At 54.7% G+C, this 25,048-nt stretch carries 27 protein-coding genes and 1 tRNA gene; 10 read left to right on the top strand and 18 right to left on the bottom strand.

Features of this window, described 5'->3' with window-relative positions; genetic code table 11:
• Positions 1 to 3: 3 nt before the first annotated feature.
• Genes hpnC through hpnA form a run of 3 tightly spaced genes read right to left on the bottom strand, consistent with a single transcriptional unit; the run spans position 4 to position 2,998 of the window.
• The gene (gene hpnC / locus AC3B6F_RS09440) at positions 4 to 864 is read right to left on the bottom strand and encodes a squalene synthase HpnC (RefSeq protein ID WP_489824152.1); all 861 of its coding nucleotides are present in this window, start codon (positions 862 to 864) and stop codon (positions 4 to 6) included.
• Positions 861 to 2,003 carry a glycosyltransferase gene (locus tag AC3B6F_RS09445; protein WP_489824503.1) on the bottom strand — a complete coding sequence of 381 codons (1,143 nt, stop codon included), beginning with the start codon at positions 2,001 to 2,003 and terminating at the stop codon, positions 861 to 863. Before AC3B6F_RS09445 ends, hpnC begins: the two co-directional genes overlap by 4 nt.
• Positions 2,003 to 2,998, bottom strand: coding sequence for a hopanoid-associated sugar epimerase (gene hpnA / locus AC3B6F_RS09450; RefSeq protein WP_489824153.1), 996 nt, complete (start codon positions 2,996 to 2,998; stop codon positions 2,003 to 2,005). Before hpnA ends, AC3B6F_RS09445 begins: the two co-directional genes overlap by 1 nt.
• 138 nt (positions 2,999 to 3,136) lie before the next feature.
• Between hpnA and AC3B6F_RS09455 the strand changes: the two genes are divergently transcribed.
• Together AC3B6F_RS09455 and AC3B6F_RS09460 are read left to right on the top strand one after the other, a co-directional pair.
• On the top strand, positions 3,137 to 4,303 hold the full coding sequence (locus tag AC3B6F_RS09455; RefSeq protein WP_489824154.1) for a lysylphosphatidylglycerol synthase domain-containing protein: 1,167 nt from the start codon (positions 3,137 to 3,139) through the stop codon (positions 4,301 to 4,303).
• Complete coding sequence (locus AC3B6F_RS09460) at positions 4,303 to 5,181, top strand: prephenate dehydrogenase/arogenate dehydrogenase family protein (RefSeq protein WP_489824155.1); 879 nt, start codon at positions 4,303 to 4,305, stop codon at positions 5,179 to 5,181. Before AC3B6F_RS09455 ends, AC3B6F_RS09460 begins: the two co-directional genes overlap by 1 nt.
• Before the next feature lie 53 nt (positions 5,182 to 5,234).
• Here the strand turns inward: AC3B6F_RS09460 and pyk are convergent, their stop codons facing one another.
• The 4 genes from pyk to AC3B6F_RS09480 form a co-directional block, all read right to left on the bottom strand.
• Positions 5,235 to 6,665 (bottom strand): pyruvate kinase, encoded by a 1,431-nt coding sequence (gene pyk / locus AC3B6F_RS09465; RefSeq protein ID WP_489824156.1) that lies wholly within the window; start codon positions 6,663 to 6,665, stop codon positions 5,235 to 5,237.
• 24 nt (positions 6,666 to 6,689) lie between these two features.
• Entirely contained in the window at positions 6,690 to 7,625 is a 936-nt protein-coding gene (locus tag AC3B6F_RS09470; protein ID WP_489824157.1) for an SH3 domain-containing protein, read from the bottom strand.
• A 79-nt stretch (positions 7,626 to 7,704) separates the two neighbouring features.
• Positions 7,705 to 8,082 carry a DsrE family protein gene (locus AC3B6F_RS09475; protein ID WP_489824158.1) on the bottom strand — a complete coding sequence of 126 codons (378 nt, stop codon included), beginning with the start codon at positions 8,080 to 8,082 and terminating at the stop codon, positions 7,705 to 7,707.
• Positions 8,079 to 8,855 (bottom strand): HesA/MoeB/ThiF family protein, encoded by a 777-nt coding sequence (locus tag AC3B6F_RS09480; RefSeq protein WP_489824159.1) that lies wholly within the window; start codon positions 8,853 to 8,855, stop codon positions 8,079 to 8,081. The genes AC3B6F_RS09475 and AC3B6F_RS09480 overlap by 4 nt, the downstream gene beginning before the upstream one ends.
• Before the next feature lie 97 nt (positions 8,856 to 8,952).
• On the opposite strand from AC3B6F_RS09480, the gene AC3B6F_RS09485 reads away from it, so the two are divergent.
• On the top strand, positions 8,953 to 9,483 hold the full coding sequence (locus AC3B6F_RS09485; protein WP_061931007.1) for a DUF2939 domain-containing protein: 531 nt from the start codon (positions 8,953 to 8,955) through the stop codon (positions 9,481 to 9,483).
• Between the two features lie 13 nt (positions 9,484 to 9,496).
• On the opposite strand, the gene AC3B6F_RS09490 is transcribed toward AC3B6F_RS09485, so the two are convergent.
• Positions 9,497 to 9,721, bottom strand: coding sequence for a DUF3126 family protein (locus tag AC3B6F_RS09490; protein ID WP_010501823.1), 225 nt, complete (start codon positions 9,719 to 9,721; stop codon positions 9,497 to 9,499).
• A gap of 190 nt (positions 9,722 to 9,911) precedes the next feature.
• Between AC3B6F_RS09490 and AC3B6F_RS09495 the strand changes: the two genes are divergently transcribed.
• Entirely contained in the window at positions 9,912 to 10,511 is a 600-nt protein-coding gene (locus tag AC3B6F_RS09495; protein WP_023942295.1) for a hypothetical protein, read from the top strand.
• A gap of 37 nt (positions 10,512 to 10,548) precedes the next feature.
• Here AC3B6F_RS09495 and AC3B6F_RS09500 read toward each other — a convergent pair whose 3' ends face one another.
• From AC3B6F_RS09500 to AC3B6F_RS09525, 6 genes are read right to left on the bottom strand one after another with little or no spacing between them, the layout of a single operon-like run.
• Positions 10,549 to 11,250, bottom strand: coding sequence for a pyridoxine 5'-phosphate synthase (locus tag AC3B6F_RS09500; protein ID WP_415574291.1), 702 nt, complete (start codon positions 11,248 to 11,250; stop codon positions 10,549 to 10,551).
• On the bottom strand, positions 11,247 to 12,242 hold the full coding sequence (gene pdxA / locus AC3B6F_RS09505) for a 4-hydroxythreonine-4-phosphate dehydrogenase PdxA (protein WP_489824160.1): 996 nt from the start codon (positions 12,240 to 12,242) through the stop codon (positions 11,247 to 11,249). Before pdxA ends, AC3B6F_RS09500 begins: the two co-directional genes overlap by 4 nt.
• 1 nt (position 12,243) lies before the next feature.
• The gene (locus AC3B6F_RS09510) at positions 12,244 to 13,662 is read right to left on the bottom strand and encodes a M20/M25/M40 family metallo-hydrolase (protein WP_489824161.1); all 1,419 of its coding nucleotides are present in this window, start codon (positions 13,660 to 13,662) and stop codon (positions 12,244 to 12,246) included.
• A gap of 4 nt (positions 13,663 to 13,666) precedes the next feature.
• Positions 13,667 to 14,833 (bottom strand): glycosyltransferase, encoded by a 1,167-nt coding sequence (locus AC3B6F_RS09515; protein WP_489824162.1) that lies wholly within the window; start codon positions 14,831 to 14,833, stop codon positions 13,667 to 13,669.
• Positions 14,834 to 14,868: 35 nt separating this feature from the next.
• Positions 14,869 to 16,872 carry a glycosyltransferase family 2 protein gene (locus AC3B6F_RS09520; RefSeq protein ID WP_489824163.1) on the bottom strand — a complete coding sequence of 668 codons (2,004 nt, stop codon included), beginning with the start codon at positions 16,870 to 16,872 and terminating at the stop codon, positions 14,869 to 14,871.
• Positions 16,873 to 16,919: 47 nt separating this feature from the next.
• Complete coding sequence (locus tag AC3B6F_RS09525; RefSeq protein WP_023942290.1) at positions 16,920 to 17,438, bottom strand: protein-export chaperone SecB; 519 nt, start codon at positions 17,436 to 17,438, stop codon at positions 16,920 to 16,922.
• Between the two features lie 585 nt (positions 17,439 to 18,023).
• Between AC3B6F_RS09525 and AC3B6F_RS09530 the strand changes: the two genes are divergently transcribed.
• The 4 genes from AC3B6F_RS09530 (at position 18,024) to AC3B6F_RS09545 (ending at position 19,838) form a co-directional block, all read left to right on the top strand.
• Positions 18,024 to 18,356, top strand: coding sequence for a lipopolysaccharide assembly protein LapA domain-containing protein (locus tag AC3B6F_RS09530; protein ID WP_415515269.1), 333 nt, complete (start codon positions 18,024 to 18,026; stop codon positions 18,354 to 18,356).
• Between the two features lie 8 nt (positions 18,357 to 18,364).
• On the top strand, positions 18,365 to 19,075 hold the full coding sequence (gene pyrF, locus AC3B6F_RS09535; protein WP_415515270.1) for an orotidine-5'-phosphate decarboxylase: 711 nt from the start codon (positions 18,365 to 18,367) through the stop codon (positions 19,073 to 19,075).
• Positions 19,072 to 19,707, top strand: a complete 636-nt coding sequence (locus AC3B6F_RS09540) for a phosphoribosylanthranilate isomerase (RefSeq protein WP_489824164.1) — start codon at positions 19,072 to 19,074, stop codon at positions 19,705 to 19,707. Before pyrF ends, AC3B6F_RS09540 begins: the two co-directional genes overlap by 4 nt.
• Positions 19,708 to 19,747: 40 nt before the next feature.
• Positions 19,748 to 19,838: transfer RNA gene (locus tag AC3B6F_RS09545), tRNA-Ser, on the top strand.
• A 161-nt stretch (positions 19,839 to 19,999) separates the two neighbouring features.
• Here the strand turns inward: AC3B6F_RS09545 and AC3B6F_RS09550 are convergent.
• Positions 20,000 to 20,323: a hypothetical protein gene (locus AC3B6F_RS09550; protein ID WP_489824165.1), complete on the bottom strand. Its 324-nt coding sequence runs from the start codon at positions 20,321 to 20,323 to the stop codon at positions 20,000 to 20,002.
• Positions 20,272 to 20,541, bottom strand: coding sequence for a Y-family DNA polymerase (locus AC3B6F_RS09555; protein WP_489824166.1), 270 nt, complete (start codon positions 20,539 to 20,541; stop codon positions 20,272 to 20,274). The genes AC3B6F_RS09550 and AC3B6F_RS09555 overlap by 52 nt, the downstream gene beginning before the upstream one ends.
• Before the next feature lie 236 nt (positions 20,542 to 20,777).
• Here AC3B6F_RS09555 and AC3B6F_RS09560 point away from each other — a divergent pair, with 236 nt between their 5' ends.
• Together AC3B6F_RS09560 and AC3B6F_RS09565 are read left to right on the top strand one after the other, a co-directional pair.
• Positions 20,778 to 21,644 carry a TSUP family transporter gene (locus tag AC3B6F_RS09560; protein ID WP_489824167.1) on the top strand — a complete coding sequence of 289 codons (867 nt, stop codon included), beginning with the start codon at positions 20,778 to 20,780 and terminating at the stop codon, positions 21,642 to 21,644.
• Positions 21,645 to 22,055: 411 nt separating this feature from the next.
• Positions 22,056 to 23,138 (top strand): IS5 family transposase, encoded by a 1,083-nt coding sequence (locus AC3B6F_RS09565; RefSeq protein ID WP_489824504.1) that lies wholly within the window; start codon positions 22,056 to 22,058, stop codon positions 23,136 to 23,138.
• Between the two features lie 204 nt (positions 23,139 to 23,342).
• On the opposite strand, the gene AC3B6F_RS09570 is transcribed toward AC3B6F_RS09565, so the two are convergent.
• Both AC3B6F_RS09570 and AC3B6F_RS09575 read right to left on the bottom strand, forming a co-directional pair.
• On the bottom strand, positions 23,343 to 24,002 hold the full coding sequence (locus AC3B6F_RS09570) for a methionine ABC transporter permease (RefSeq protein ID WP_211568912.1): 660 nt from the start codon (positions 24,000 to 24,002) through the stop codon (positions 23,343 to 23,345).
• Positions 23,983 to 25,026 carry a methionine ABC transporter ATP-binding protein gene (locus AC3B6F_RS09575; protein ID WP_489824168.1) on the bottom strand — a complete coding sequence of 348 codons (1,044 nt, stop codon included), beginning with the start codon at positions 25,024 to 25,026 and terminating at the stop codon, positions 23,983 to 23,985. The genes AC3B6F_RS09570 and AC3B6F_RS09575 overlap by 20 nt, the downstream gene beginning before the upstream one ends.
• Between the last annotated feature and the right edge of the window lie 22 nt (positions 25,027 to 25,048).

The raw sequence follows: 25,048 nt of genomic DNA on the forward strand, positions 1-25,048 counted from the left end.
TATTTAGTGGGTTGGCCAGTAGCGCATTGCCAGAAGCAAAGCTTTCGCCCCGTCAGCTTTTGTAAGAGCAACCCGTTCGGCCACTGGGTCCTGACGACGCAGTCGCTTTGCCAGAATATGCGACAGTTCCACAATGACAGCGGCCTCCAGCCGCATCCGCCGATCCCGGATTAGCATCGGAAGACCGCGTGCTTCGCGATTCAGTGCATCCACGCCATCTAGCATTCTGTCGAAAACCCGTCTCAGGCCGGGCTTGCTGCGTACCAGCCTCAGGTCATCAATAGTAACGCCCTCTTCCTCAAGCCAGGGTAGTGGAATGTAGCAGCGGTCCAGAACCTGAAGATCTTTTGCTGCATCCTGCAGGTGATTAATCACCTGAAGCGCTGAACACAGAGCATCTGAAGGTGCAAGCGTTTCGTGTCCTTCTGCATGGAGCAGCAATAAGAACCGACCGACGGGATTGGCGGAATACCGGCAGTAATGCAGGAGTTCCTGCCAGCTTTCGTATCTTGTTTTCTCTGCATCCATGCAGAATGCTTCAAGAAGATCTGTCGCTGTCTCCAGCGGTACGCCCGTTTTGAGAAGAACGTCTCTCAGTTTCACCGCTGTCTGGGCATCGGCTCGTTGCGGAGCCTGTAGTTCTCCTCTGATGACGGCGGCCATCCCACGCAGTCGGACAATTTTCTGCTGCGGGGTTAGTTCGGATGTATCCACCATGTCATCCGCCACGCGGGCGAAATTGTAATAGGTATGAACATACGGGCGGAGATGGCGGGAAATCAGCAAAGAACCAACGGGGAAATTCTCGTCGGTTTTGCCTTTGTCAGAGGTGACGTCTTTCGTCCCCCAGATGTCTTCTGTCACGATGCCTCATCCGTATAGGAGCGATTTTTCCAGCGCACGCCAACGCCCCTGTGATGGTCGATCGCCGAGCCGATGGTTGCGGCCATATAGAAGGCGGCAATCAGCGGCAGCGGCAGTGCGCGCCATAAGGGAAGTCCGAACCGTCGCAGGGTTGGAAGAAATGTAGCGCAGGACAGGAGATAGGTCAGTAGTCCAACCTTCCTTGTACGTCCTTTCCCAAAAATGGTCAGTCCGATCGGAAGGAGCCAGATCAGCGTCATTCCGAAAATGGTCATAAGAAGCAGGAGCGGCGACTGCCGAAGTTGGACATAAGCCGTCCGGGCAATCATTTCCCAGATGTCTTTCGCGCCACGATATGGTCGAACCGACCATGCGAGCGCGCTGTGGCCCAGATAGAGGCGGCCGCCGGAGCGTTTGACATGCGCTGCAAGGGTGCAATCGTCGATGAGTGATCCCCGGATAGCCTCAATGCCACCAATCCGCTCCAGTGCGCGCCGACGAAGCAGAATGGTCCCTCCTGCTGCGCCTGCGATTTTGGATCGCTCGTTTGCCGTCCATGCAAAGGGGTACAGCATGGCGAAAAAATAGACGAAGGCCGGAACCAGCAAGCGCTCTGCAGAACTCTCACAATTCAGAGCCACCATTTCGGAAACAAGATCCAGATCGTCTGCACGGGCCTTGGCGAGAAGCGTCGAAAGATGCTTCGGCGCATGCATGATGTCTGCGTCGGTTAGCAGGATGTATCCGTAAGGCCCAATGTGGCTCAGTGCTTCCTGCGCGCCCTGATTGACAGCCCAGAGCTTGCCACTCCACCCGGCAGGACGCGAAGCACCGGTCAGGACGGTGAGACGTTTGTGTGGGTCAGGCAGGGCGCGGGCCAGATCGCCTGTTCCATCTGTGCTGTTATCGTCTACCAGGATGACCGACAGTTTCCCGTCATAATCCTGTTCAAGCAGCGACGTCAGACACGCTTCAATCGACTCGGCTTCGTCCCGCGCCGGAACGACGATTGCGACGTCCGGGGCGCAGGGCGGAGCAGCGGAAGGTTTGAGAACGGGTCCACCCTGCCAGAATTTTCCATGGAAGAGCGTCAGGTAGATCCAGGCGCCAAGGCTGGTGAGTGCACTTCCATAGAGCATTATTTCATCCGTCCATGCAGACGGAACCACGAAATGGCATCCGCTATGGCGTCCCTTGCAGGCCGGGGGGTATAGCCAAGTTCCCTCTGCGCCTTCATCGAAGAGAAAAACATCAGCTTCCGAGACATGGCGAGTGTTTCACGGGTGACACGCGGCTCAATGCCAAATCCACGGGCCAACCATTCGGACACGACAGCCACCGGATAAAGCCACGACTGCCTGAGCTTGATGCGGGGCGGTTTGACGCAGGCAATCTCGCTCGTGAGACGAAAAAGATCCCCCAGCATCATGTTCTCCCCGCCGAGAATATATTTCTCGCCGATCTTGCCGCGTTCAAGCGCCAGAACATGCCCTTCGGCAACATCGTCAACATGCACGATGTTGAGGCCTGTCTCCACATAGGCTGGCATCCGACCTGATGCACAATCGAGGATCATCTGACCTGTAGGCGTTGGTTTGATGTCGCGCGGGCCAATCGGCGTCGAGGGGTTGACGATGATTGCAGGAAGTCCCTTTTCACGCACCAGTTTCAGAACTTCCTGTTCTGCCCGGTACTTTGAAAGCTTGTAGGTCCCGATAACGGTGCTTTCCGTGACGTAGGTTTCTTCATCTGCCGGCGTACCGTCCTTGTTGAGCCCAAGGGCCGCAACGGAAGAGCAGTACACGATCTTCTCTACGCCGGCCTCCAGGGCAGCCAGCATGAGGTTCCGTGTCCCTTCCACATTGGCTTTCATCATCACTGCCGGGTCCGGAACCCAGAGTCGGTAATCAGCCGCGACGTGGAAAAGAATTTTTACGCCTTTAAGCGCTGCCGGAAGAGTCGAGGGATCGGAAAGATCTCCGATGGCAAGTTCCGCGTCGAGCTCTGTAATGTTGGATCGGTCCGAGTTTTCCCGAATAAACAAACGCAGGCGGTGCCCACGTTCCCGGAGCACGCGGGCAACAGCAGAACCGACGAACCCGGTAGCCCCTGTAACGAGTGTGACATCGTTCATGGTGGCAATCTTCTCCTTGGTTCATCAGCAACAGGTTGAAATTTTTCGCGTACCTTACTGCTGCTGGCTTTCGGGGGAAAGCGTCTGCAAGACTGGAATATTGGAGAACTGTGGGTTAGAGCGTGTTGCAAACGGCATGTGACGAAGACGTTGAAAAAAACTCTCCCCATTATCCTCTCCCTTCTGGGCGTGGTTCTCTTCACATTCATTGCAGCCAAAGCAGGCGTTCATCCTGTTATGGAAGCTCTTGGAAAAGTCGGTATCGGAGGGTTCTTCCTTCTGGTCATGGCTCAACTCGTGGTGGACATTGGACTCGGTATCGCCTGGAAGGCTTCCGTTCCCCAGATCGGTCTCCTGAGACTGATTGGCGCGCGTCTGGTGCGAGATGCAGCCGGGGCCTGCCTGCCCTTTTCCCAGCTTGGTGGAATGGTGCTCGGCGTTCGGGCCACTCTGGCAGGGCGCCGTGCTCAGGCGGTGGATGGGGAAGATCTGCACTGGCCTGAAGGCGTGGCGTCCAATCTGGTAGATATCACCACCGAGGTTCTTGGGCAGATTGCGTTCATTCTGGTTTCAATCCTCTGCCTTGTCGGTCATCAGGGAGCTGCGCGGTTTATCTGGCCGCTGATGGGTGGCATGGTTCTTCTGTCGCTCGGGATCGCAGGGTTTATCTGGACCCAGCATCGTGGCGGGTCGATGGTTCGTAAGGCTGCGATGTTCTTTGGACGTCATATTGCGGCTGACTGGCGTGAAAGCCTGATCGGAAACACCGATATTTTTCAGGCCCGTCTGGAAGCTCTGTGGAGCCGCCCGGACCGGATCATGCTGGGAGCATTGTCACATTTCCTCTGCTGGATCGCAGGGGCTTTGCTGACATGGATCGCGCTTATTCTTCTGGGAGCGCATGTCGGATTCCTGTCAGCGCTCGCTATTGAAGGTGTCGTGTGCGGGATCATGTCAGCAGGGTTTCTTGTCCCAGCGGCTCTGGGAGTGCAGGAAGCAGCCTATGTCGCTCTTGGTCTGATTTTCGGAATTGATTCACAGATTTCTCTGAGTCTATCCCTACTGCGCCGTGGAAGGGATATTCTGATCGGTATTCCTGTCCTTCTCGGCTGGCAGTTTGTTGAAATGAGCCGTCTTCGCAAGGAAAGCGGCACTTCTATCTCGTCTTCAGAGAAGACTGTGACATCCGTTTTGAAGACAACAACATCCGTCATGGCCGCAAGTAGCAAGAAAGACGGCTCGTCTCCTCGTGAAACCGAAGATAAGGACGGCGCCGCATTTGCAACGTCGCCGCGTATTCTTTGATGGCCCTTTTCAGATCTCTTGCCGTTGTTGGTCCCGGACTGATTGGATCTTCTGTCCTGCGTCGTGCGCGCGAAACGGGTCTCCTGGCAGACACGTTGATTGCAGCGGACATTAACCCAGCAGTGCTGGGGCGTGTCCGAGACCTGAAGATAGCGGATGTTGTAACAGACAGCATGGCTGTTGCGGCTCAGGCCGAATGCGTCATGATCTGCGTGCCGGTTGGCGCGGTTGAAGCGACAGCGCGTGCTATCCTTCCCTACATGAAGCCGGGTTCTGTTTTAACCGATGTAGCCTCGGTTCGGGGGCAGCTTGGTCCTACGATTCAGGCCCTCCTGCCAGAAGGCGTTGCGTATGTGCCCGGTCATCCAATGGCGGGTACCGAGCACTCTGGACCGGATGCAGGTTTCTCGACTCTGTTTGAAAACCGCTGGTCTCTACTCGTTCCGCCCGAGGGTGCAGACGAAAAAGCTGTTCAGAAGATCCAGAAGCTTTGGGAGTTGTGCGGCGCCAGAACGAAAATCCTGTCTGATGACAAGCATGATCGTATTTGCGCTATGGTGAGCCACCTGCCTCATCTTCTGGCGTTTACCATTTGCGACACGGCCGATAATCTTTCCGAAGAAATTCGTGCTGCCGTTCTCGATTATGCTGCTTCAGGATTTCGGGACTTCACACGTATTGCTGCCTCGGACCCGGTGATGTGGCGGGACATTTTCATCGCCAACAAGGATGTTCTTTTGGAGACCCTTGATCGCTTTGTGGCAGATGCTCAAGGCATGGCGCAGGCAATCCGGGAAGGCGATGAAGCCGCTATTACAACCCGTATTGAACGGGGACGCAGGATCAGACGAACACTGATCGAAAACCGACAGGCATAATCATTTGGGTTTCTTCCACCCAGAGTAGTCTGGATGGAAGAAATATTTTAAAATCAGGCCGTTATGATACGAAGCGTATTTGTGCTTCCAGCAACGCCGTAAGGCAGGCCAGCCAGAACAATAACATGATCGCCAGGTCGGCAAAGCTGCATAGAACATGCCATGGCCGCAGTAGGCTCTGCCAGTTCTTCTATGCTCTGGGCGATATGCTCTTTCTCCACAACTCGTGGAAACACACCCCAAACAATGCAAAGCCGCCGTGCGACTTCCTGATGAGGTGTGACAGCCAGAATGGGGCAATGGGGCCGCTCGCGGGCCATGCGGAGTGCGCCACCGCCACCCTGTGTCCGGACACCGATGGTCTTTGCGCTCAGAGCCGTACTGACCTGCCAGGCCGCCTGAACAATGGCGTTCTGAACGGTCCCCTCGGGCTTTGGACGGGCACGGTCCATACGGAGGCGCCACTCGACGTCCTGCTCCACGCGAGACGCGATGCGAGCCATGATGGAAACGGCTTCAATCGGGTATTTACCCGCTGCGCTTTCAGCCGAAAGCATGACAGCATCAGCCCCATCATAAACCGCGTTGGAAACGTCTGAAACCTCAGCGCGTGTTGGTGTCGGGCTTTCGATCATGCTTTCAAGCATCTGCGTTGCCACGATCACAGGACGGCACTGACGGCGTGCTTCGGTAATGGCACGCTTCTGGGCAACGGGAACTTCCTCTGGCGGGAGTTCTACACCGAGATCACCACGTGCCACCATGATGGCGTCAGACAGGCGCACGATGCGCTCTAGATCTTCCATCGCCTGAGGTTTTTCAAGTTTCGTGACGATCGCTGCACGACCCTTGGCGATTTCGCGAGCTTCTTCGACGTCTTCAGGACGCTGCACGAAGGAAAGCGCGATGAAATCCACACCCAGCGAGAGCGCAAAGTCGAAGTCCTTGCGATCCTTTTCGGTCAGCGCAGGAATTGGCAGCGTGACGTCAGGAACATTGACGCCTTTGCGCTCGGAGAGCTTGCCACCAATAACAACTTCCGTTTCAAGCGCACCATTGAGAACATTAACGACACGCAGCTTGAGTTTGCCGTCGTCGAGGAGAAGATGGCTTCCGGGCTTTGCTGCCGAAATAATTTCCGGATGTGGGAGGCAGACACGATCGACATTGCCCGGGGTTTTATCCAGATCAAGCCGGAAAGGCTTTCCTTCTTCAAGGATGACCGGGCCGTTCTCGAATACGCCAACACGCAGTTTCGGTCCCTGAAGATCAGCCAGAATAGCGAGAGGGCGTCCCACTTTCGTTTCTGCCGCACGGATCGCTGCATGACGTTCGCCATGATCTTCATGAGCACCATGAGAGAAGTTCAAGCGGAAAACGTTTACCCCGGCCTCAGCCAGAGACAGGATCATCTCGGGCGAGGATGAGGCCGGACCAAGAGTTGCGACGATCCGCGTACGACGATGATGGGAGCTGGATGTCATGGAGTGGCGTCCTCGCTAGGAAAATCAGTTGGATTGAATCGTCTCGCCAGGGAGCAGTCCCCAGAACAGACGACGTGGCAGCCATCCCTCGTAGCCTTTGACGACCACGTGGCACCATTGAGAACTTTGTGGGCAGGCTTTGATGTTCCCTACAGTTCCCGGCTGAAGGACAGCAACCACGCTGCTGTCTTCCTCCGGATGGCTCATGAGGAGAACATCACTTTTATGCGCGCGGGCTTCTTCCTGAGTCGCAACATGTCCCAGAACGCGCGCATCTGCGCGACCGATATGGTCTCCGTCCTTTTCGGAGGCCTCACCAGTTTGTGCTTTCACACCTTCCGGTGGAAGTCCCGGAATAACAAAGGTACGGCTGCCATAAAGGGTGGCTTGATGTACCCAGCCTTTCTGCCCATCAGAATCTTCAACCAGGCGCCAGACATCGAACTCGCGTTCGATTTCGACGGGAAGACCGCGGCGGTGATAGACCCAGTCAATCGGATACCGATCCCCGGGCCCACGGCGCATGTAAACTTTGTCGGCTCTTAATGCCGCGTAGCGCGGCAGAGGCAGACCCGTGTTGCTTCCCTTGTCGGTCGGTGCGTCAGCTGGTGGAGCATCGGGGGATGGCGCTGGCGCCTGGGTTACGCTGGCAGCCGCAGCCCCGGCGGCACCCGCTGCTACTCCGGCAGCAAGAGGCGCGGCATGACGCGTGACAGTCGTATGTCGTGCGGCGTGATGGGTTTTTTTGGAAGAACTGGCAGTATCACCCGTATTCTTCGAAGGCTTTTTCTTCGCATGCGGGGCTTTGGCAGCTTTCGCATCGGCCTTGATCGCATGGTCATGCTTATGATGGGCCGCTTCTGCGGGAGAAATGACCATCAGGGCCGTTGCCGCTGCGAAAGACAGCAGAAGCTGACGGCAGCGCAGGGTTCGGGACAGAGGAGTGACAAGCGTTCTCATGAGCGCATCCCTGCCAAGGGTGGAGAGTTTCGGCAAGCCACCAAATGACGAAAATCGCGATTTGGATACGGGAAACAGGTCACAGTGCAAGGATCGGTCGGTCTCCGGCCTGCTCCAGAAAAGTGACAATACCGCGAACGGAAACTGTTTCACACAGAGTGTCTGGTGTCAGCCCTGTGAGCGCAAGCCCCGTTTCGCAGACCATAAGATGTGCTCCGAGTTCAATGACAGCTTCACGCAAATCCCGGAAGCTGGCGACGCCTCTGTTGTCCAGCTCGGCATCGGAGGTGATGTCTTTCAGGCCTGACCAGTCTTTTGCGAGAGCATGAACGCTTCTGCCACCAGCAAAAATCGTTACCGTGCGCCCCAGAGACAATGCGCCAGCCGCGACGATCAGCGCATAATGTGCGCGTTGCCAGGAATCATCTGCAAGCGTGATGAACATGGGTGCTGTCATGCGTGATGACCCGATTGCGTAGAAGGATGAACCGGACACGCCGGATCTCTGGCCAGAGGAAAGCTTCTCAGAGTACCGGCAAGAGCATCCCACATCATGAGGCGCGTGTCCTCCCGGCCCTCAAGCTCCATGATTTCCCTCATGACTTCCACAGCCATCAGGCTTCCCATGACGCCTGTCGCAGCGCCCAGAACGCCGGATTGGCCGCAGGTGGCAGCTTCGGTTTCAGCCGCCTCGGGGAAAAGGCATCGATAACACGGTCCACCATGTTGAGGGCGAAAAACAGCCAGTTGTCCTGCAAACCCCTGAACCGCGCCGGAGACGAGCGTTTTGCCATGCCGGACACAGGCGTCCGAAACGGCCAGGCGTGTTTCGAAATTATCAGTTCCGTCACAAACCAGATCATATTCTGGAACGACGTCATTCAACGTATCAGCAGTAGCCCTGACAGCATGCGTGTTCACCGTGATCAGAGGGTTGATGTCGCTGAGGTGATCAGCGGCAGCCTCTACTTTCAGGCGACCTATATCTTTCGTGCCGTACAGAACCTGTCTCTGAAGATTGCTGAGTTCCAGAATATCATGATCCATCAGTCCAATCCGGCCAATCCCCGAGGCTGCAAGCTGTTGGGATAAAGGCGCCCCCAACCCTCCTGCCCCAATAACCAGAACGGAGGCATTTTTCAGCCGTGCCTGCCCGATGGCCCCGACTTGGGGAAGCAGGATGTGGCGGGAATATCGCTCAAGCTCGTCGTCGGAAAAATCAAGAGTCATGGTCTCAAGATAATTGCTGACTTTTGAGACGGAAAGACGTTAGATTCATCATTGTCCACATCTCCCCGGATTTTGGGGTTTGTGCGGAGGCGCGACCATGCAGAATTCTTTCTGGAAAAAAACTTCCCGGACACGGCAGGGCCTCGGCGTTGGCCTTGGCGCGACACTCGCTGCCTATGCCATCTCCCCCTATCTGGCGCTGTGGGATATTGATCGTGCCATGAAGGGAAATAACCCGGCGCGTCTTGTCCCGCATGTGGACTGGACGTCGCTTACCCATTCCCTCAAGGAGCAGTTTAAACCCCCCGCACCTGCGTCAGAGGATGAATTGCCGGATTTTGGAAGTTCTTTTGCGGGCAATGCCATATCAAACGCGATTGATACGGAACTGTCCCCTAACACTCTGATGACAACCGCACATCAGTTGATGCCCGCAGATGCGTCCATGTCATCTGGAGGGGGCTGGCCTGTGTGGGGTGGCCTGCACGCCCATTTCGTGAGCCTCAACAAGTTCGAGGCGCAGGTGGACCAACCGGGGCAGACACCGTTCGTCCTGCATATGAAATTCGAGCACTGGGGCTGGAAAATCACGCGGTTCGATCTGCCGCAGTCTGCCCCGCGGCCCTGAGTCAAAGGGCCGTTCAGGCCGGAGGAAGGTCTTCCTCAAGGACAGTGATGTGAATGGCGTAGGACACCTCGCCCTCGTCCTCGTCACGGTGCACCGTGCCGATAACTTCGCCTGCGACCGCGAGTTCAACACTCATTCCCTTACGGGCTGGCTTGGTAACTGTCAGTTTCTGTGAGCCGAGAAGACGCTGCAATGTCGTCTGAAGGCGTGTCACTTCGGAAGGGGTCATATCGGCCATCGGGTGGCACTCCTGAGTTTTGGCAAGGTCTTGCCCTGTAGCTCATCGTTACCCTGAAAGGAACCCATCTCCCCTACCCTGAATGGTATTCCTGTTGTAGAAACCGGGCTCTTCCAATCTTTCGCCCTGTTCCCCGGCTGTGCCCGGAGGTTTAGGGCGGGTCATCCTGACCTTGCGCAAAGGAGACAGAATGCGCCCCTCCGTCCTCCGTGTTTTTGGAGCACTTGCAGCCACCGTTACCCTTTCCGGATGCGGATATTTCGATTCCCGTAATGCTCACAAGGCCCAGTTCGAGATGGTCGGCATGACCAGCTACGATGTTCAGGCTTGTGCTGGTCTTCCGGGCAGTACGAAGAAGCTGAACGATACAACGGAAATCTGGCAGTACGATGGAACCCAGAGCACGCCGACGATTTCGTCGGATTCCGGCCTTATTCCTGCACAGTCAATCATCAGCATCTATCAATCCGCTTTTGGCGGCGGCGGTACGACGTGCCGTATGGTGCTTCGTCTTGACCATGATCGCGTTTCCGAGGTGCATTACACCGGGAACGACGACGAATATATCGGAACAGACGGTATTTGCTCCATCATTACCCGTGGTTGTGCACGTCAGCGTGAATCGACCATGCATCGTGTAAACGCTGGACCATTTGGCCCTGTTTCTGCTTTCCACCCGCCCGCGACACCTCCGCAGAGCAGTTCGGCAACATATTCAGATCAGTCTGGGAAATATGTACCGCAGTTCAGCAAAGACAAGACACAGCCAGTGATCCAGCCTGTTAAGTAAGACGGTAGGCCGGGGGGAGACCCCCGGCTTTCTCATTTTATGGGCAGTTAATCAGATATTTCATTTTTCGAACGGCTGGTCCAAGCCCGGAAAAAACTGCCTCACTGATCAGAAAGTGTCCAATGTTCAGTTCCGCCAGCCCTGGCAGCTTGGCGATAGGCGGCACATTGTCATAAGTCAGGCCATGACCGGCATGGAGTTCAAGGCCACAATCGGCAACGGTTCCCGCTGCCTGATGCAGACGTTCCAATTCTCCACCTTTGCCATGAGCATAGGCGCCGGTATGCAACTCGACCACAGGCGCACCGAGTTCTGCTGCTGTTTCGATCTGTCTTGTATCAGGATCGATAAACAGTGAGACCCGAATCCCGGCATCTCTCAGTCGAGCAATTTTGGGTGCCAGAATTTCTTTGTGCCCGGCGACATCAAGCCCCCCTTCAGTTGTGACTTCAGCACGCTTTTCCGGGACAAGGCAGCACGCATGCGGTCGAAGAAGGCAGGCGATACGGATCATCTCTGCAGTCGCTGCCATTTCGAAGTTCAGCGGTGCTGCCAGAACCTTGAGGCGTGGCATATCGGCGTCCCGGATATGTCGACGATCTTCTCTGAGATGAGCTGTAATTCCATCTGCACCCCATTGGATCGCCAGTTTTGCAGCGTCCACGGGATCGGGGTAAGCATCGCCACGGGCGTTTCGCAATGTGGCAACGTGGTCAATATTAACGCCAAGCCGGATCATTGGCTGTTTCCCCTTCTGTGCTGGGACATGAAATCTGCCAGTCTGAGTGCTGCCAGAAGGCTGGAAGGATCTGCCCGGTTGGAACCACCAATCGGGGCGGCAATGTCAAAGGCTGTCCCATGATCCGGGGACGTTCGAATAATGGGTAAGCCCAGAGTGACATTGACGCCCTCGGCCATATCGAGCGTTTTGAGCGGAATTAGGGCCTGATCGTGGTACATGCAGATTGCCACGTCATATTTCGGGCGAGCCGTGGCACTGAACATTGTATCTGGCGGATAAGGCCCGGAAACGCACAGCCCTTCGTTTTTCAGTTGAGCAATAGCCGGACCGATAATCGTCTGTTCTTCGGTCCCCATCAGCCCCTCTTCCCCTGCGTGAGGGTTCAGACCGGCAATAGCCAGCCGAGGGGATACAAGCCCAAAATCGTTTTGCAAGGCACTATGCGTCGCCCGGGCCACGGCGATAATACGTTCTGTCGTGAGAGTTTCCAGGGCACGTCGCAGTGAGACATGAATGGTGACGGGAACGACTTTAAGCTGAGGGGATGCGAGCATCATGACCTCTTGCCCTGTCGTCTGACAGAGGGCCGCCAGAAATTCCGTGTGCCCCGGATAAGCGAAGCCTGATGCTGCCAGAATGTGCTTGGCAATAGGGTTGGTCGTGACGCCGCCTGCCCTACCCTCCAGAACAAATCCCACAGCACGTTCGATGCTTTCGATAACGGCGGGCGCATTGTCTGATGTTGGCTGTCCGGACGTCACAAGAGTTGGGCATGTTATCGGGAGAACGGGTAGCGCGTCAGGAAAAGTCTGCTCTGCATCCTCCGGCTTTTCAATTAGCCGGAATGGAATGGCGTTGTTTAAGAGAACAGGATCGCCCAGCCAGAAAAAGACTGGTCCGGTGTTTCGCAAAGCCTGCCATGCGGCAACAGCAAGCTCCGGCCCAATTCCGGCCGGATCACCGAGAGTCAGGGCGATCGGGGCCTTCATGTCAGCCTGCATCAGCCAGAGAGGCGAGGATCCGGACCCAGGAGCGAATACCTTTGTGAAAGGATTCGAGACCATATTGCTCATTGGGGGAATGAATGCGGTCATCTGCCTGTGCAAAACCGACCATTAGAGCATCCAGCCCTAGCGCATCCCGCACTTCACCAGCGACAGGAATGGAGCCGCCACTTCCAATCGTGGCTGCCGGCACGCTCCACTCATCCGTCAGAGCCTTGAGTGTCGGCGCGAGGAACCGGCTGTTCCGGGAGACTTCAAAGCCCGGTGAACCACCATGTGGTGTAAATGTAACTTTCGCGTCGGCCGGGAGAGCCGCGTTAACATGAGCGCGGAATGTGTCCCGGATTTTCTCAGGATCCTGCCCCGGAACCAGTCGGAAGGAAACTTTAGCCATGGCTTTTGCTGGCAGAACGGTCTTGAACCCTTCCCCTTCATAGCCGCCGGAAATTCCGTTGATTTCACAGCTCGGACGACACCAGGTCTGCTCAATGGCGGTATAGCCCTTTTCGCCCGCTGGGATGGCGAGACCAGCTTCTTCGAGAAGGGCCGCATCATTCGGGAACAGAGTTTTCCATTGTGCCCGCGTTTCTGGCGACGGGTCTTGAATACCATCATAAAAGCCGGGAAGCGTTACCCGTCCGTCAGCATCGCGCAATGTTGCAAGAATCTGGCAGAGCAGTGCGATCGGGTTTGCTGCTGCGTTGCCATAAATGCCCGAGTGCAGATCATGTGATGCGCATTCAATGACGATTTCTTCTGCCATCATTCCGCGTAGAGAAGTCGTGATGCCTGGCGTCGTTCGATCTGCCATGGACGTATCACACACAAGCGCGACGTCGGCTTTCAGCTCTTCTGCATTTTCCTTGAGAAAGGGAAGCAGATTGGCGCCCCCGCATTCCTCTTCCCCCTCGAGAAGGACGCTGACCTGAATAGGAATGGATCCATGAACTGTTTTCCATGCACGGCACGCTTCAAGGAAGGTCATGACCTGTCCTTTGTCATCACTGGCACCACGCGCAACAATGACCTTTCGACCTGCACCATCCTCTACAAGGCGCGGTTCGAAAGGCGGCGCTTTCCAGAGATTTTCAGGGTCGGTCGGCTGGACGTCATAATGCCCATAAAACAGGACATGAGGCTTGTCTGCCTGAGGTGTATCGTGTGCCACGATCATCGGATGTCCAGGCGCAGCCCATTGAACATCCCTGACATCAACTGACAGTCCCATTTCTACCAGATCCTGTCGAAGCCATTCAGCGGCCTTGCGACAGTCCGCGGCGTGGGAGGGTTGGGTGGAAATGCTGGGAATGCGCAGCAGGCTGAACAGTCTTTCAACGGCACTGTCCAGAGACCTGTCAACGTGAGACAGAACAGCATCAAGAGGAAGGGATGTTGAAGTCGTCATGGAGTCAAAGTTCCGAAAGAGGTAGTGAGATGCCAACGCGAGGTGTCAGGGTTCCGAGGGCCGGTGCTTCTTCCGACGTCTCAAAAGGATGGGAGACCTCGGCCTCCCGGGTAGGATCGTCAGCTTTGCGATGCTGCAGACGAATGGGGGCTGGCGCGATGGGGCCATTGGGCCTGTCCTGCCTGATCAGGCGTGGTGCATGGTCAGGTAGCGCAATAGGGGCCTGCCCGGACGAGAGGTTCAGAATATTCGTTACCTGCTGATCAAAAATTCTCGCTTCAGACAGGGACGAAACGAAGTGTCTGGCGTTCTGGCTGATGCGGTTCCAGAGTTCTTCGTCTTCATACAGTCGTATCACCGCATCTGCGAAAAGAGCGGGGTTACAGAAACCACCTGCAATGCACTTGCCGGCCTCTTCTGACCACCCAAGTTGCTGCATAGTTGTTTCTGTCAGAACAGCGGGAAGGCCGGCAGCCGCAGCATCCAAGATTTCCTGTGCAGGTGCACTCATGACGCGGGAAGGATCAATCATGATCCTGCGTGTGCGGTAAAGTGCAGACATGTCCACGCTATCAGGGAGTGGTTCAATTCCTAAAGCTCTTGTGTAAGGTGTCAGGTCGATGTCGTTGCCTCTATACCCTGCAAACAGAACTGTCGCATCCGCCGGAAGGCGGTCGGACAATTCATGCAAAACCTGATGTACAAACCAGTCCAGACCATCATGTGCTGCGCTGCCTGAAGTTTCACAGGGTAGTGCGAAAAGAATTCCAGAACGATCATGAAAGCCCGGAACCGTCGTTGGAATGGTACGCGGAACATAGTTGAGTTCAAGTACGTTACCGTACCCGAGAGCGCGCAGGTTTTCAGCTTCTTCGGCGTGAGAGCAGACAAGAGCCTGACACATCCAGGCGTCTGTCAGTTCGCGGTCAAGATCATCAAGCATTTGCTCGCGATCATTATGAAGGCCAACGCGCTTCCGAAGATAACTTTCTCCAGATGTTGTGCCATCAAGATCCAGGATCATATTCAGCTTGGGAAGAATGGCAGAATGTGATCGCAATATGCTGCCTGTTCGATGCAGTGTGTTGCCTCCCGTGATCCAAAGGTAATCGAAGGACGCAGCACGATCCCTGAGAAATTCCGGAAGCTCGGAAATGTCACTCTCGTTCATGATTTCTACGTTCGACGGAAAATCAAGGGCAACCGTCACGGGGTCGGTAACACCGCCTTCCAAGGGGAAAACCGTAACATGGTACCCCTTGCGACTAGGGCCAGAATCAATTCCTGGGTCCGAAGATGGGGGGAGCCAAGCGAGCGGTGAGGCAATGTAGAGCAGAGCACAAGCACTGTTGGTACGCCTGACGCAAAACGTGCTCTGAAAAGAGACGTACCGGTCATGGGATAGCGGGAAAGTATGGCCGAAAACCGTCGTTTCAGCCATGTCTGATTCCGGCGCAGGAAGTCTTCGGGTAACACAGTTGGTGGTCGGGTCCGATCCAGAATGGAAGGGTCATAGACGATTTTACCACCTACCTGACGCAGAGCCAGACACAGGGACAGGAGCCTGGCTTCGGACCCAATGCAGACCTCGTCAATGCCACCGCATGCAGCCAGTTTGTCCCGTCGACAGAACAGCATGCCAACAGAGATTGCATCTACCTGACGGCAGAACCCGATTTCCGGTTCATTTGCGCGTCGGTCAATGCCAAATCTGAGAGTCGAAGCATCTCGCCAGACAATCGTACCTGCCTCAAGGACGCGGCCATCAAGACCCAAAGACTGGCCACCTACAGCCCAGACATCAGGGGAATCAAAGGCCTGCAAAGCTGCATGCAATGTATTGGGGAACGGCTGCGTGCCCGGCTCCATCAGGAGAACAATATCGGCACGCGCACGGTCTACAGCGTGATTAACCTGTTCCGTGGCATTTGTCCGGGATGTTGGGCGAAGAACGCGTATTCCTCTTACAATACGCTCGATCTGTGCCGTCTCGTCACTCGAACCGTTATCAACAATGATGATATCAATTGCGCCCGCCCCATTTGCATGCAGGGCAGCCAGTGTAGAGAGTGTTTCCAGAAACTGGTTGGTTACTGGAATGACGACACTGATTTCCGGAGGCCGGATCAGGCGAAAATCCAGAGGAGAGCGGACGATGGACGGAATAAGCGTGCCGGCCCGCTGCAAATCCAGATTTCTATACTGTTCCGGCGAGGCATCCGGAATCTCTTGTGTAACGGCGATATTTCCCTGAGACTGGACCCAGAGCGCAAATAGGTCCTCGAATTGACCTTCTCTGAGCTTGCGCTGTATCCCCGGTTGTTCGGAAAAGCCTCTCAGATTTACCTCGGTTTGAGGTGCGCGCATCTCACGGGCACCGTAACGCACAAAATGATCATACCCGTTGCGAAACCCGCCATTGGCCACGATCTGTGCAACGTCCGGGTACATATGAGCGTAATAGTCTTCACTGAACCATTGGTTCGGGTTGTATGCACCTGGTGTGGCATTTGTCAGATAATGATGCAGTGCGTTGAGGAAAATACCGTCTTTGAGGGCATTTTCGACCTCTGGGTAGGTAGCCAGATACCACTCTGGATCAAAATACCAAGAACTCCGACATAATCCCGCCCCTGCTGACATCAGGAACTGTCGAAAATCACCTTTACCGATGTCGTAGGAAATGCCTCGGGTCAGGCTGGCCATCCGGAAAACGGATGTCTTGAAAAAGGTGTGTGCCTGCCTCTGTTCCTGCTCGCCATCTGTCAGATAATGGTCATACCCGTTGCTAAACCCCTGAGAAATCAGAACCGGCAGACTGAGATCCGTATTGCGGGTGAAATATTCGGTCTCGGAGAAAAGCCAATGTGGCGAGCGGCTCCGAAAACCGCTCTCACAATAATGCAGAAAGCCACAACTGAAGACGCCGTAGCTGATGCCATCCCGAACGTCAGGGTTTTGTCTCAGATACCATTCTTCGTCGAAGAAACGATTGGGTGACAAACCTTGGCTGGCCCCCTGTTCCAGCCAGTGCTGTTCCATGGCCTCATTGCTGAGATCCAGAGCTGAACCATCGCTTTTGAGAAGCTGTTCCTCCCGAAGAATACGCGCATACCGGGTCCGGTACCATTCAGCATCAAAGCGACCCCAGACCGGAGGCCTGGGACCAGAAAAGGCTGGAGAAGCAAGGATATAGTCTTTCAGGCTCATGACGACCTTTTCCTGCACGCGTCTTGGTCTTTGAGGATTAAATATTATCAGCCCTGTTGAAGCCGACGGCTCTGCCAGAGGTCATGGAAATTGATGGGTTGGATATTTCCTACAGGGAAACCAGCTTCCCGAATCACATTCAACATCGCTGCACGAGCCGAAGGGAAAAGATATTTTGGAGCTTCGACCAGAAGAAGTGGCTCTGCCGTAGCCTGTGTAACTGTTCCTGTCAGACCAAAAAGACCTGCATAGGCAATATTGGTTTCATAGAGCACGCGGGGAGCAGGTGCATTGGGGACGGGAGCCGCGTCCAGACCCTGCGCACGAATGACCAGGGTAACTTCAAAACTCGGCTGTCCGCCTGGGAGCTGCCGGGCGGTCACATCCACTGTCATGCCGACGTGAGGCTGGGCCGGGATGTCACGGTAGATGTCAGGGGTATTCTGAACGTCAATGGACAGGGTACGGAGATACTGCGAGCCCACAACTAGCGCAGGGCTGGATTCAGACGTCGCAGAACTTCCGGATGCACCCTGAAGTGTGTCTGCATGATTGTGATCGTTCATCCTGACCTTACCTGTAATCTGCACAAAACAACCTGCATTGTCGTTTGAAAACGCAGGATAAAGACATAAGGTTATCTTGTGTCATGAGGGGGAAATTTTGGCTACCCGAAGGCTTCCTGAATCTGATTATATGAAGCGCCCACGTAGCATTCCAAGCGCCGGAAGCGGCGCCCATCGCCTGGGAAGTTCTGCGCGGGCAATCCGGCGAATATGATAACTGGGCGGTGGCTGTTGTTCAGACATCAGGAAGTGAGCGTAGGCCCGGACCTGAGAAGTCCGCCACTGGCAGTCAGCTTCCGCGGCTTCGCGTGATATATAAACATCTGCGATGATCGTACGCTTCTCCTGAGATGCGATCACGGCCCATAAGGTGTCGGTTTTTGGCAATGACGGACGCAGTGGTATGACTTCGGGCACGGCGGTCCCTTTCAGTAAAATACTGGGAATGTTATCGCCTTAACGGAACGTCAGCATCGGTGTCTGGTTATGTCCCGCGACAAGAGCACACCACCATGAGTGCTGACAGGAAATCAATCCTCCTCAGGGTGTCTTGTCGCCCTGCAGGCAGCACGATAGGACTTCCTCATGCTGAGACTTCTTTTTATCGTTATTTTTTTGGCTGCCCTGATCGTTTTTGCTCTGAGCAACACTGATCTTGAACCAATCTGGCTCATCTCCTTTGGCTGGCATCTCTCTGTGGGTACGCTGGCGCTTGGTATTGGTGTTGTCGGCCTGATCTTTGGCTTTCTGACTGGTTGGGTTGGCGAACTGCGGCAACGTTCGCGCGCTCGCCGGTCTGAAGCGCATGTTCGCACGCTGGAAAGTCAGTTGGTGGAACTGCACCAACGGCTTGACCGTCTTCAGACCCCTCCCGTTGCCGCAACAACGACAGTCCCCTCACCTGAAAACCGGATCTGATTATCACCATGTCCAAGAGAACCAAGCTGATTGCTGCTTTTGATACGAATAGCCGGTCACAGGCAGAAGAGTGGTCCGTGACCCTCGGCAAGACGGTCGATGCCATCAAGCTTGGGCTTGAGTTTACTTATGCCTGCGGTCTGGATGCGGTTCGGGCTGTCTCGACAGGTCACCAACTCTTCCTGGATCTCAAACTGCACGATATTCCCAATACCGTTGCTTCCGGTCTTTCCGCGCTTGCCCCTTTACGACCTGCCCTGACGACCATTCATGCCTGTGGTGGAGCGGAGATGATTGCCCGCTCTCGTGAAGCGCTGGAAAAGGCATGTCCAGATGAAGCGCATCGTCCTCGTCTGCTGGCCGTTACTGTTCTGACGAGCATGGACGAAGCTGGCCTACACGAAACCGGCGTAAGTGCTACGCCGCAGGAACAGGTATTGCGGCTCGGCAAGTTGGCAATCTCGGCGGGAGCGGATGGACTTGTCTGCTCGGCCCACGAAATCGCGCTTCTGCGTGATGCTCTGGGCGACAAACCTGTTCTGGTTGTGCCTGGTATCCGTCCTGCTGGCAGTGCCTCCAACGATCAGAAGCGGATCATGACGCCGACACAGGCGGCTCAGGCTGGCGCGGACTGGATTGTTGTCGGACGCCCTATCACACGTGCTCCTGACCCTGCTCTCGCAGCCCAGGAGATCATGGCTGAGCTTGCCAGCGCATGATCGGCGTCAAGATCTGCGGTGTACGGGATGTTTCAACCATGCAGTTCTGTGCGGATTTGCGGGTCGACTGGGTTGGTTTCGTCTTTTACCAGGCCTCTCCACGTTATGTGACACCCGAGCAGGCTAAGGTTCTGAATGATAGCGCGCCTTCCCGTTCCATGGGCGGGCCTGTGCGCGTCGGCTTGTTCGTCAAGGCGGATGACGAAGCAATCGAACAAACTCTTCAGTCTGTGAAGCTTGATGTTCTGCAGATCTACGACACTGAAGAAAGAGCGAAAGCCATAAGGGAACGTTTTGGCCTCCCCACATGGCTTGCAAGAGGCGTGACTTCGTCGTCTGATCTCCCGTCTCGTGCTGAACTTGATGGGTATGTGATTGAGGCCCCGCATCAGGCGGGAGACGGCCGCCCTGGTGGTCTGGGACGCACATTCGACTGGACGTTGACCAAAAGCTGGTCTGCCCCAGCGTTCTGGATGCTGGCAGGAGGCCTGAACCCTTCCAATGTTGGTGATGCATTGCAGGCCAGTGGAGCGCCTGCAGTAGATGTGTCTTCGGGTGTGGAAGACAGCCCTGGTCATAAGTCTCACGATTTAATCAAAAAATTTGTCGAAAAAGCGCGTTTGGGGGGTTGATCTCCGAAAGGGCTTTTCGTAAATACCACCTCGCTCGACAGGAGAGATGGCCGAGCGGCTTAAGGCGCACGCTTGGAAAGCGTGTGTACGTTAATAGCGTACCGAGGGTTCGAATCCCTCTCTCTCCGCCAATGATGCACCACCATTAGTGGCCGTTATTGACCAAAAGCAGTCATTTCTGCCCTTTTCGTTCATCTGGTTTGTGTCCATTAATGACGAGAACAAACCATGAACCTCCATCATAATGGGGGTACCGATGGGGGTGTCGTTTGAGGTGTGGGGGTATCGGTGCTTACAGACATAGCAACCCGCGAAAATCTGCCAGAAATGGACGTCTAGCCAAACTGCGTCGATACTTCGGCGCACAGCCTACTTCCGGCAATCGACTGGAACGCGGCTTGTGCGAGACTGCGGGCGCGTCAGGTTCAGGATATCGTCTAGGTTGAGCGCCGAGTGCGGTACGGATCATCTGACGGTAGGTGTGGGATGGAACGCGAGACTGAAGAACTTCGTACATGCGCCGCGACATGTCAGCATACAGGGCGTAATTGCTAGAATACCAGACTACGGACTTTGCTTCGGGGCGCTTTCGGGCGAAATGCCAAGGGTCGCCCATCTTGATGCCAAGCGCCTTTGCCTCCCGCGTGCGGGCAATCGCGCAAGCCTGTCATTGTTCGAGAGAACCACGACAGGCTTGCGCTTCAGGCCAGGTTCAAACGCACGCTGGCATGAACAATAGAATGAGTTCCCGTCGATCAGGCCGTAGATGGGCATCAGACGTCCGTGCGAACCAGGCCGGTCGCCACGCCCAGATCGAAACGTCCGCATCGTCATCCACTTGCACAGGCTGCATTGCGCCTGACGGGCGTAGTCACCAACCGTTAGGACGTTGTGTCAATTCACAGACGCGCAGTTCATCCCCGACGCTGCCTTCGTTGATAGAAGGCGGTTATGGATATGGGCTAACCCGAAGATGTTGACACAGTGGCTCAGGAGCCAGACAGTCGAGGATTGGAAGGCTGGCCCTAAAGAGTTCCTGCTCAATAATCGTGACGGAAACCGAGGAAGCCATGGCGGCCGCTTTTCGTCGGAATACGTTCCATCTCCCTTGCCCGACGACACTTCAGATCAGGCTTTTGTTCGTTATGCATTTTACACTGGAAACTCTTTTCTTCCTGATCTCAACCGCCTTTGTCGCAGGCTGCATTGATGCTCTGGCAGGCGGCGGAGGTCTTCTCACCATCCCCGCCCTGATGGCAGCCGGTATCCCTCCTGTCTCGGCACTGGCTACCAACAAGCTTCAGAGTAGTATCGGGACCTTCTCGGCGTTCCTGGCCTTTCTCAAAGCCGGACATGTCGATATCTCTCAGTTTGCTCTGCCGGCGGTGGGCGCTTTTCTTGGGTCTCTGGCGGGCGCCACGGCCGTTCAGTTCATCAATCCGGTGTTTCTGTCTGCCATTGTGCCGCTGCTGCTCGTAGGCATGGCTATCTATTTTCTGTTGGCACCACCCATGAGTGCCATGGACCGGCAGGCTCGCCTGAACCGTTGGGGCATTACCGCCTGCATCACAGCCGTAGGTTTTTATGATGGTTTTTTCGGTCCTGGCGCCGGGTCGTTCCTGACAACCGTTCTGGTTGCCTTTGCCGGTCTTGGACTGGTCCGTGCCATTGCCAATACCAAGTTCCTCAACCTTCTGACCAATCTTGCGGGCCTGACCGCCATGATTGCCGGAGGAAAGGTCTTATGGCTTCTTGGCTTTGGTATGGCGGGAGCTAACATTCTGGGTAATCAGGTGGGTGCGTGGCTTGCCATGCGTTTTGGTGGCAAAGGGCTCCGGCCCTTACTGGTCGTCATGTCGCTAGCTTTGACCATCAAATTGCTGGCCAATCCCGATAATCCATTGTGGCAAATCATCCCGCGATATTTGAGCTACTGAAGGTCTCCTAAGTGCTTGGCCCCGGAATTTGATGGGGTGGTGCTTCCACGTGAGTGGACGGAAGTGGACGTGTCGCACGCGCACGCTCTATGATGCGCAATTGGTAGTCATCAGAACAGGGATTCAACAAATGTCTAATACTATAACCTTATATAAGGCATTGGGATGGGGATATTAAAATTATATCAAAATATAAATAAACTTTAAACAATAATATTCTTTAGGTTTATTAATAAAAGTATATTTTATATAATATTTTCTGGCCAATCTATGGAAGGCCGCATAAATGACATTTATCAGTCACTGCGTTGTTAATTCATTGGATTGCGATTTACGTGGAGGGATCGAAAAACCCCTTGGCTCTGACCTGTTCTCTATGATTCCATTTCTCTTGCGTTGATTGGAGTATGGATCATGAAGCAGCCGGGTTTCTTTGATGTTGAAGAGCGGTTTGCTCGGCTGAGCGGACTGGGTGACCAGCTTGAAGCGTTTTCCCGGACTGTGGATTTCGAGGCGTTCCGCCCTGATCTGGAGAAGGCACTGGCTTATTCAGACGGAAGCAAAGGCGGCCGTCCCCCGTTTGATCCTGTGCTGATGTTCAAAATTCTGGTGATCCAGACGCTGAACAATCTGTCCGACGAGCGGACGGAATACCTGATCAATGATCGCCTGTCCTTCATGCGTTTCCTTGGTCTGGGACTGTCGAACCGTGTGCCGGACGCCAAAACAATCTGGCTGTTCCGCGAGCGCCTGACGCAGGCTGCTGCGATTGAAAGGCTGTTTGATCGTTTTGATACCACCCTGCGCAACGCCGGATATCTGCCCATGTCAGGCCAGATCTTGGACGCGACATTGGTGGCAGCTCCAAAGCAGCGCAATACAAACGCTGAGAAGGCAGATCTCCGGGCAGGACGGATCCCCGAAGGCTGGGAAGACAAGTCGGCAAAACTGTCCCACAAGGACAGGCATGCGCGCTGGACGCTGAAGTTCACGAAAGCAAAACGGCAGGAAGATGGAACCATGCCGTCCATGGACCTCGCCATCCCGTTCTTTGGCTACAAATCGCACATCTCCATCGATCGGAAATTTCGACTGATCCGGAAATGGAAGACGACGGATGCCGCTGCCAGTGATGGTGCCAGGCTGCGAGAGGGCCTGCTGGATAAAGCCAATACCGCCTCAGGCGTCTGGGCCGATACCGCGTATCGCTCGAAAGCCAACGAAGACTTCATGGAACAGCAGGGCTTTGTCTCAAAGGGCCACAGGATAAAGCCGCATCTCAAGCCCATGCCCCGCCACATCCAGCGGTCCAACGCAGGGAAATCGGTGATCCGGTCGCGTGTCGAGCATGTCTTTGCTGATCAGAAATCGCAGACGGGTCTGTTCGTCCGAACCGTGGGTATCACCCGGGCCACCATGAGGATCGGCCTGGCCAATATCGTCTACAACATGCGGCGCTTTCTGTTCCTGGAGAGGTTGAACGCGAGCGCGTAGCTATTCAGCGGGTGCCAACCCTCAATCTGCTCAAAACGCAGATCAAAAGCTACCCCAAAAACCGTCAATCAAATCGCCAAAAGCCTGAAATCAGAACCAAGGCACATCAACCAACGGTTCTTCGATCCCTCCACGTGCTTTCGCCCAATGGCCAGTCAGTGAGTCACATCACGCGACTCACTTAGTGAGTAACAGGACCTGCGACTAGGAGGTAGACGTTCTCAAGCGTGCAGAAACGGTATTTCCGGCGATTTGGACGACAATTGTCAGTATGACAAGAATACTCACGACCCATAGCATCATGACAGTATTGAATCTTTGATATCCATACCTGATGGCAAGGTCTCCCAATCCTCCCGCTCCAACGACCCCTGCCATGGCTGAAGCGCTGATCAGGGTAACCAGTGTTACTGTCAATCCAGAAACCAAGCCCGGCAAAGCTTCCGGGATGAGGACGGAACGTACAATTTTAGTCCGTGTTGCTCCCATTGCGCGAATGGCATCAATCAATTCTGGATCAACGTCCTTTAGTGACACTTCTGCAATACGCGCGAAATAAGGAATGGCCGTAATCGAAAGAGGCACAATGGCGGCGGCGGTACCCAGCGCAGTGCCTACAAGAAAGCGCGTAAACGGGATAAGGATTACTAGTAGAATAATAAATGGAACTGCTCGTGTCAGATCTATCACAAAGCCCAGGGCCCGACCGATAGGTCGAATGGGCCATAAGCCGCCTGGGCGTGTGATGGTTAGAAGAATGGCGAGAGGCAGGCCAAAAAGAACAGCTATCCCCGCAGACGCAAAAACCATTTCAAGCGTTGCCAGCGTTGCTCTGAAAAACAACTCAAAGATCTGATGACGCATATCCAATGACCTCCACTTCTTCCACATTTTGCGATAGCCATTGGATCGCTTGTTCATGATTGCAAGATAAACTCAGCACAAGCGTGTCGCGCCGTTCGGGGGACTTTCCGTGAATGTCTGCTTGTAAAATGACGGCCGTAACGCCAAAAATTCGATAGAGATCTGCCAGCAGCGCTGATGATAAATCACCCCGGCTGCTGCCGAGACGCAAAACTGCCACAGCCCCGGGAGTGTCCCCGTCTGTCATGAGTGAAAGTACATGATCAGGAAGAAATACCGGATCATCATTGATGAACGATTTAGTTAAAGCGTGACGGGCCTGCCCTCTGGCAAGAGCCTTCGTTGAAATATCTTCAGCAATAGTTCCCTGATCAAGAACGAGTACTCGATGAGCAAGGCGGCGTATAACATCCATCTCGTGCGTAATAAGAATAATCGTGACGCCTACCTCTCTGTTAATTTTTTCCAGGAGGGCAAGAATTGAAGCCGTGGCTTCTGGGTCTAGTGCAGATGTTGCTTCATCACACAGGAGAATAGCCGGACTTCCTGCAAGGGCTCTCGCTATTCCAACTCTCTGCTTCTGGCCTCCAGAAAGCTGTGCAGGATACTTGAGTTCATGACCTTCAAGGCCAACCAGCTTTATAAGCTTCTGTATGCGATGAGGGCGTTCCTTTTTGTGAACGCCCAGAATTTCAAGGGCAAGAGAAATATTTCCAGTGACTGTTCTGGATTGCAGAAGATTGAAGCCCTGAAAGACAAGGCCAATACGCTGTCGAAGGGCAAGAAGGTCTTTCTCTTTAAGTTCATTCAGATCCTGACCTTCGATAAGGACTCTGCCTGAATCTGGAACTTCCGCGCCATTCAGGCAGCGAAGAAGTGTCGTTTTCCCTGCCCCGGAGCGTCCAATAATTCCGACAATTTCGCCTTCCCGAACAGAGAAACTCACGTTCTCAAGCGCAGTATGCCCTTCAAAACCTTTGGAAAGATTTTCAACTTTTAATATTTCACTCGTTTTGTCAGGCATACAGGCTTTCTGAATATTCTGA

Source organism: Gluconobacter sp. ESL1110 (assembly GCF_058107395.1).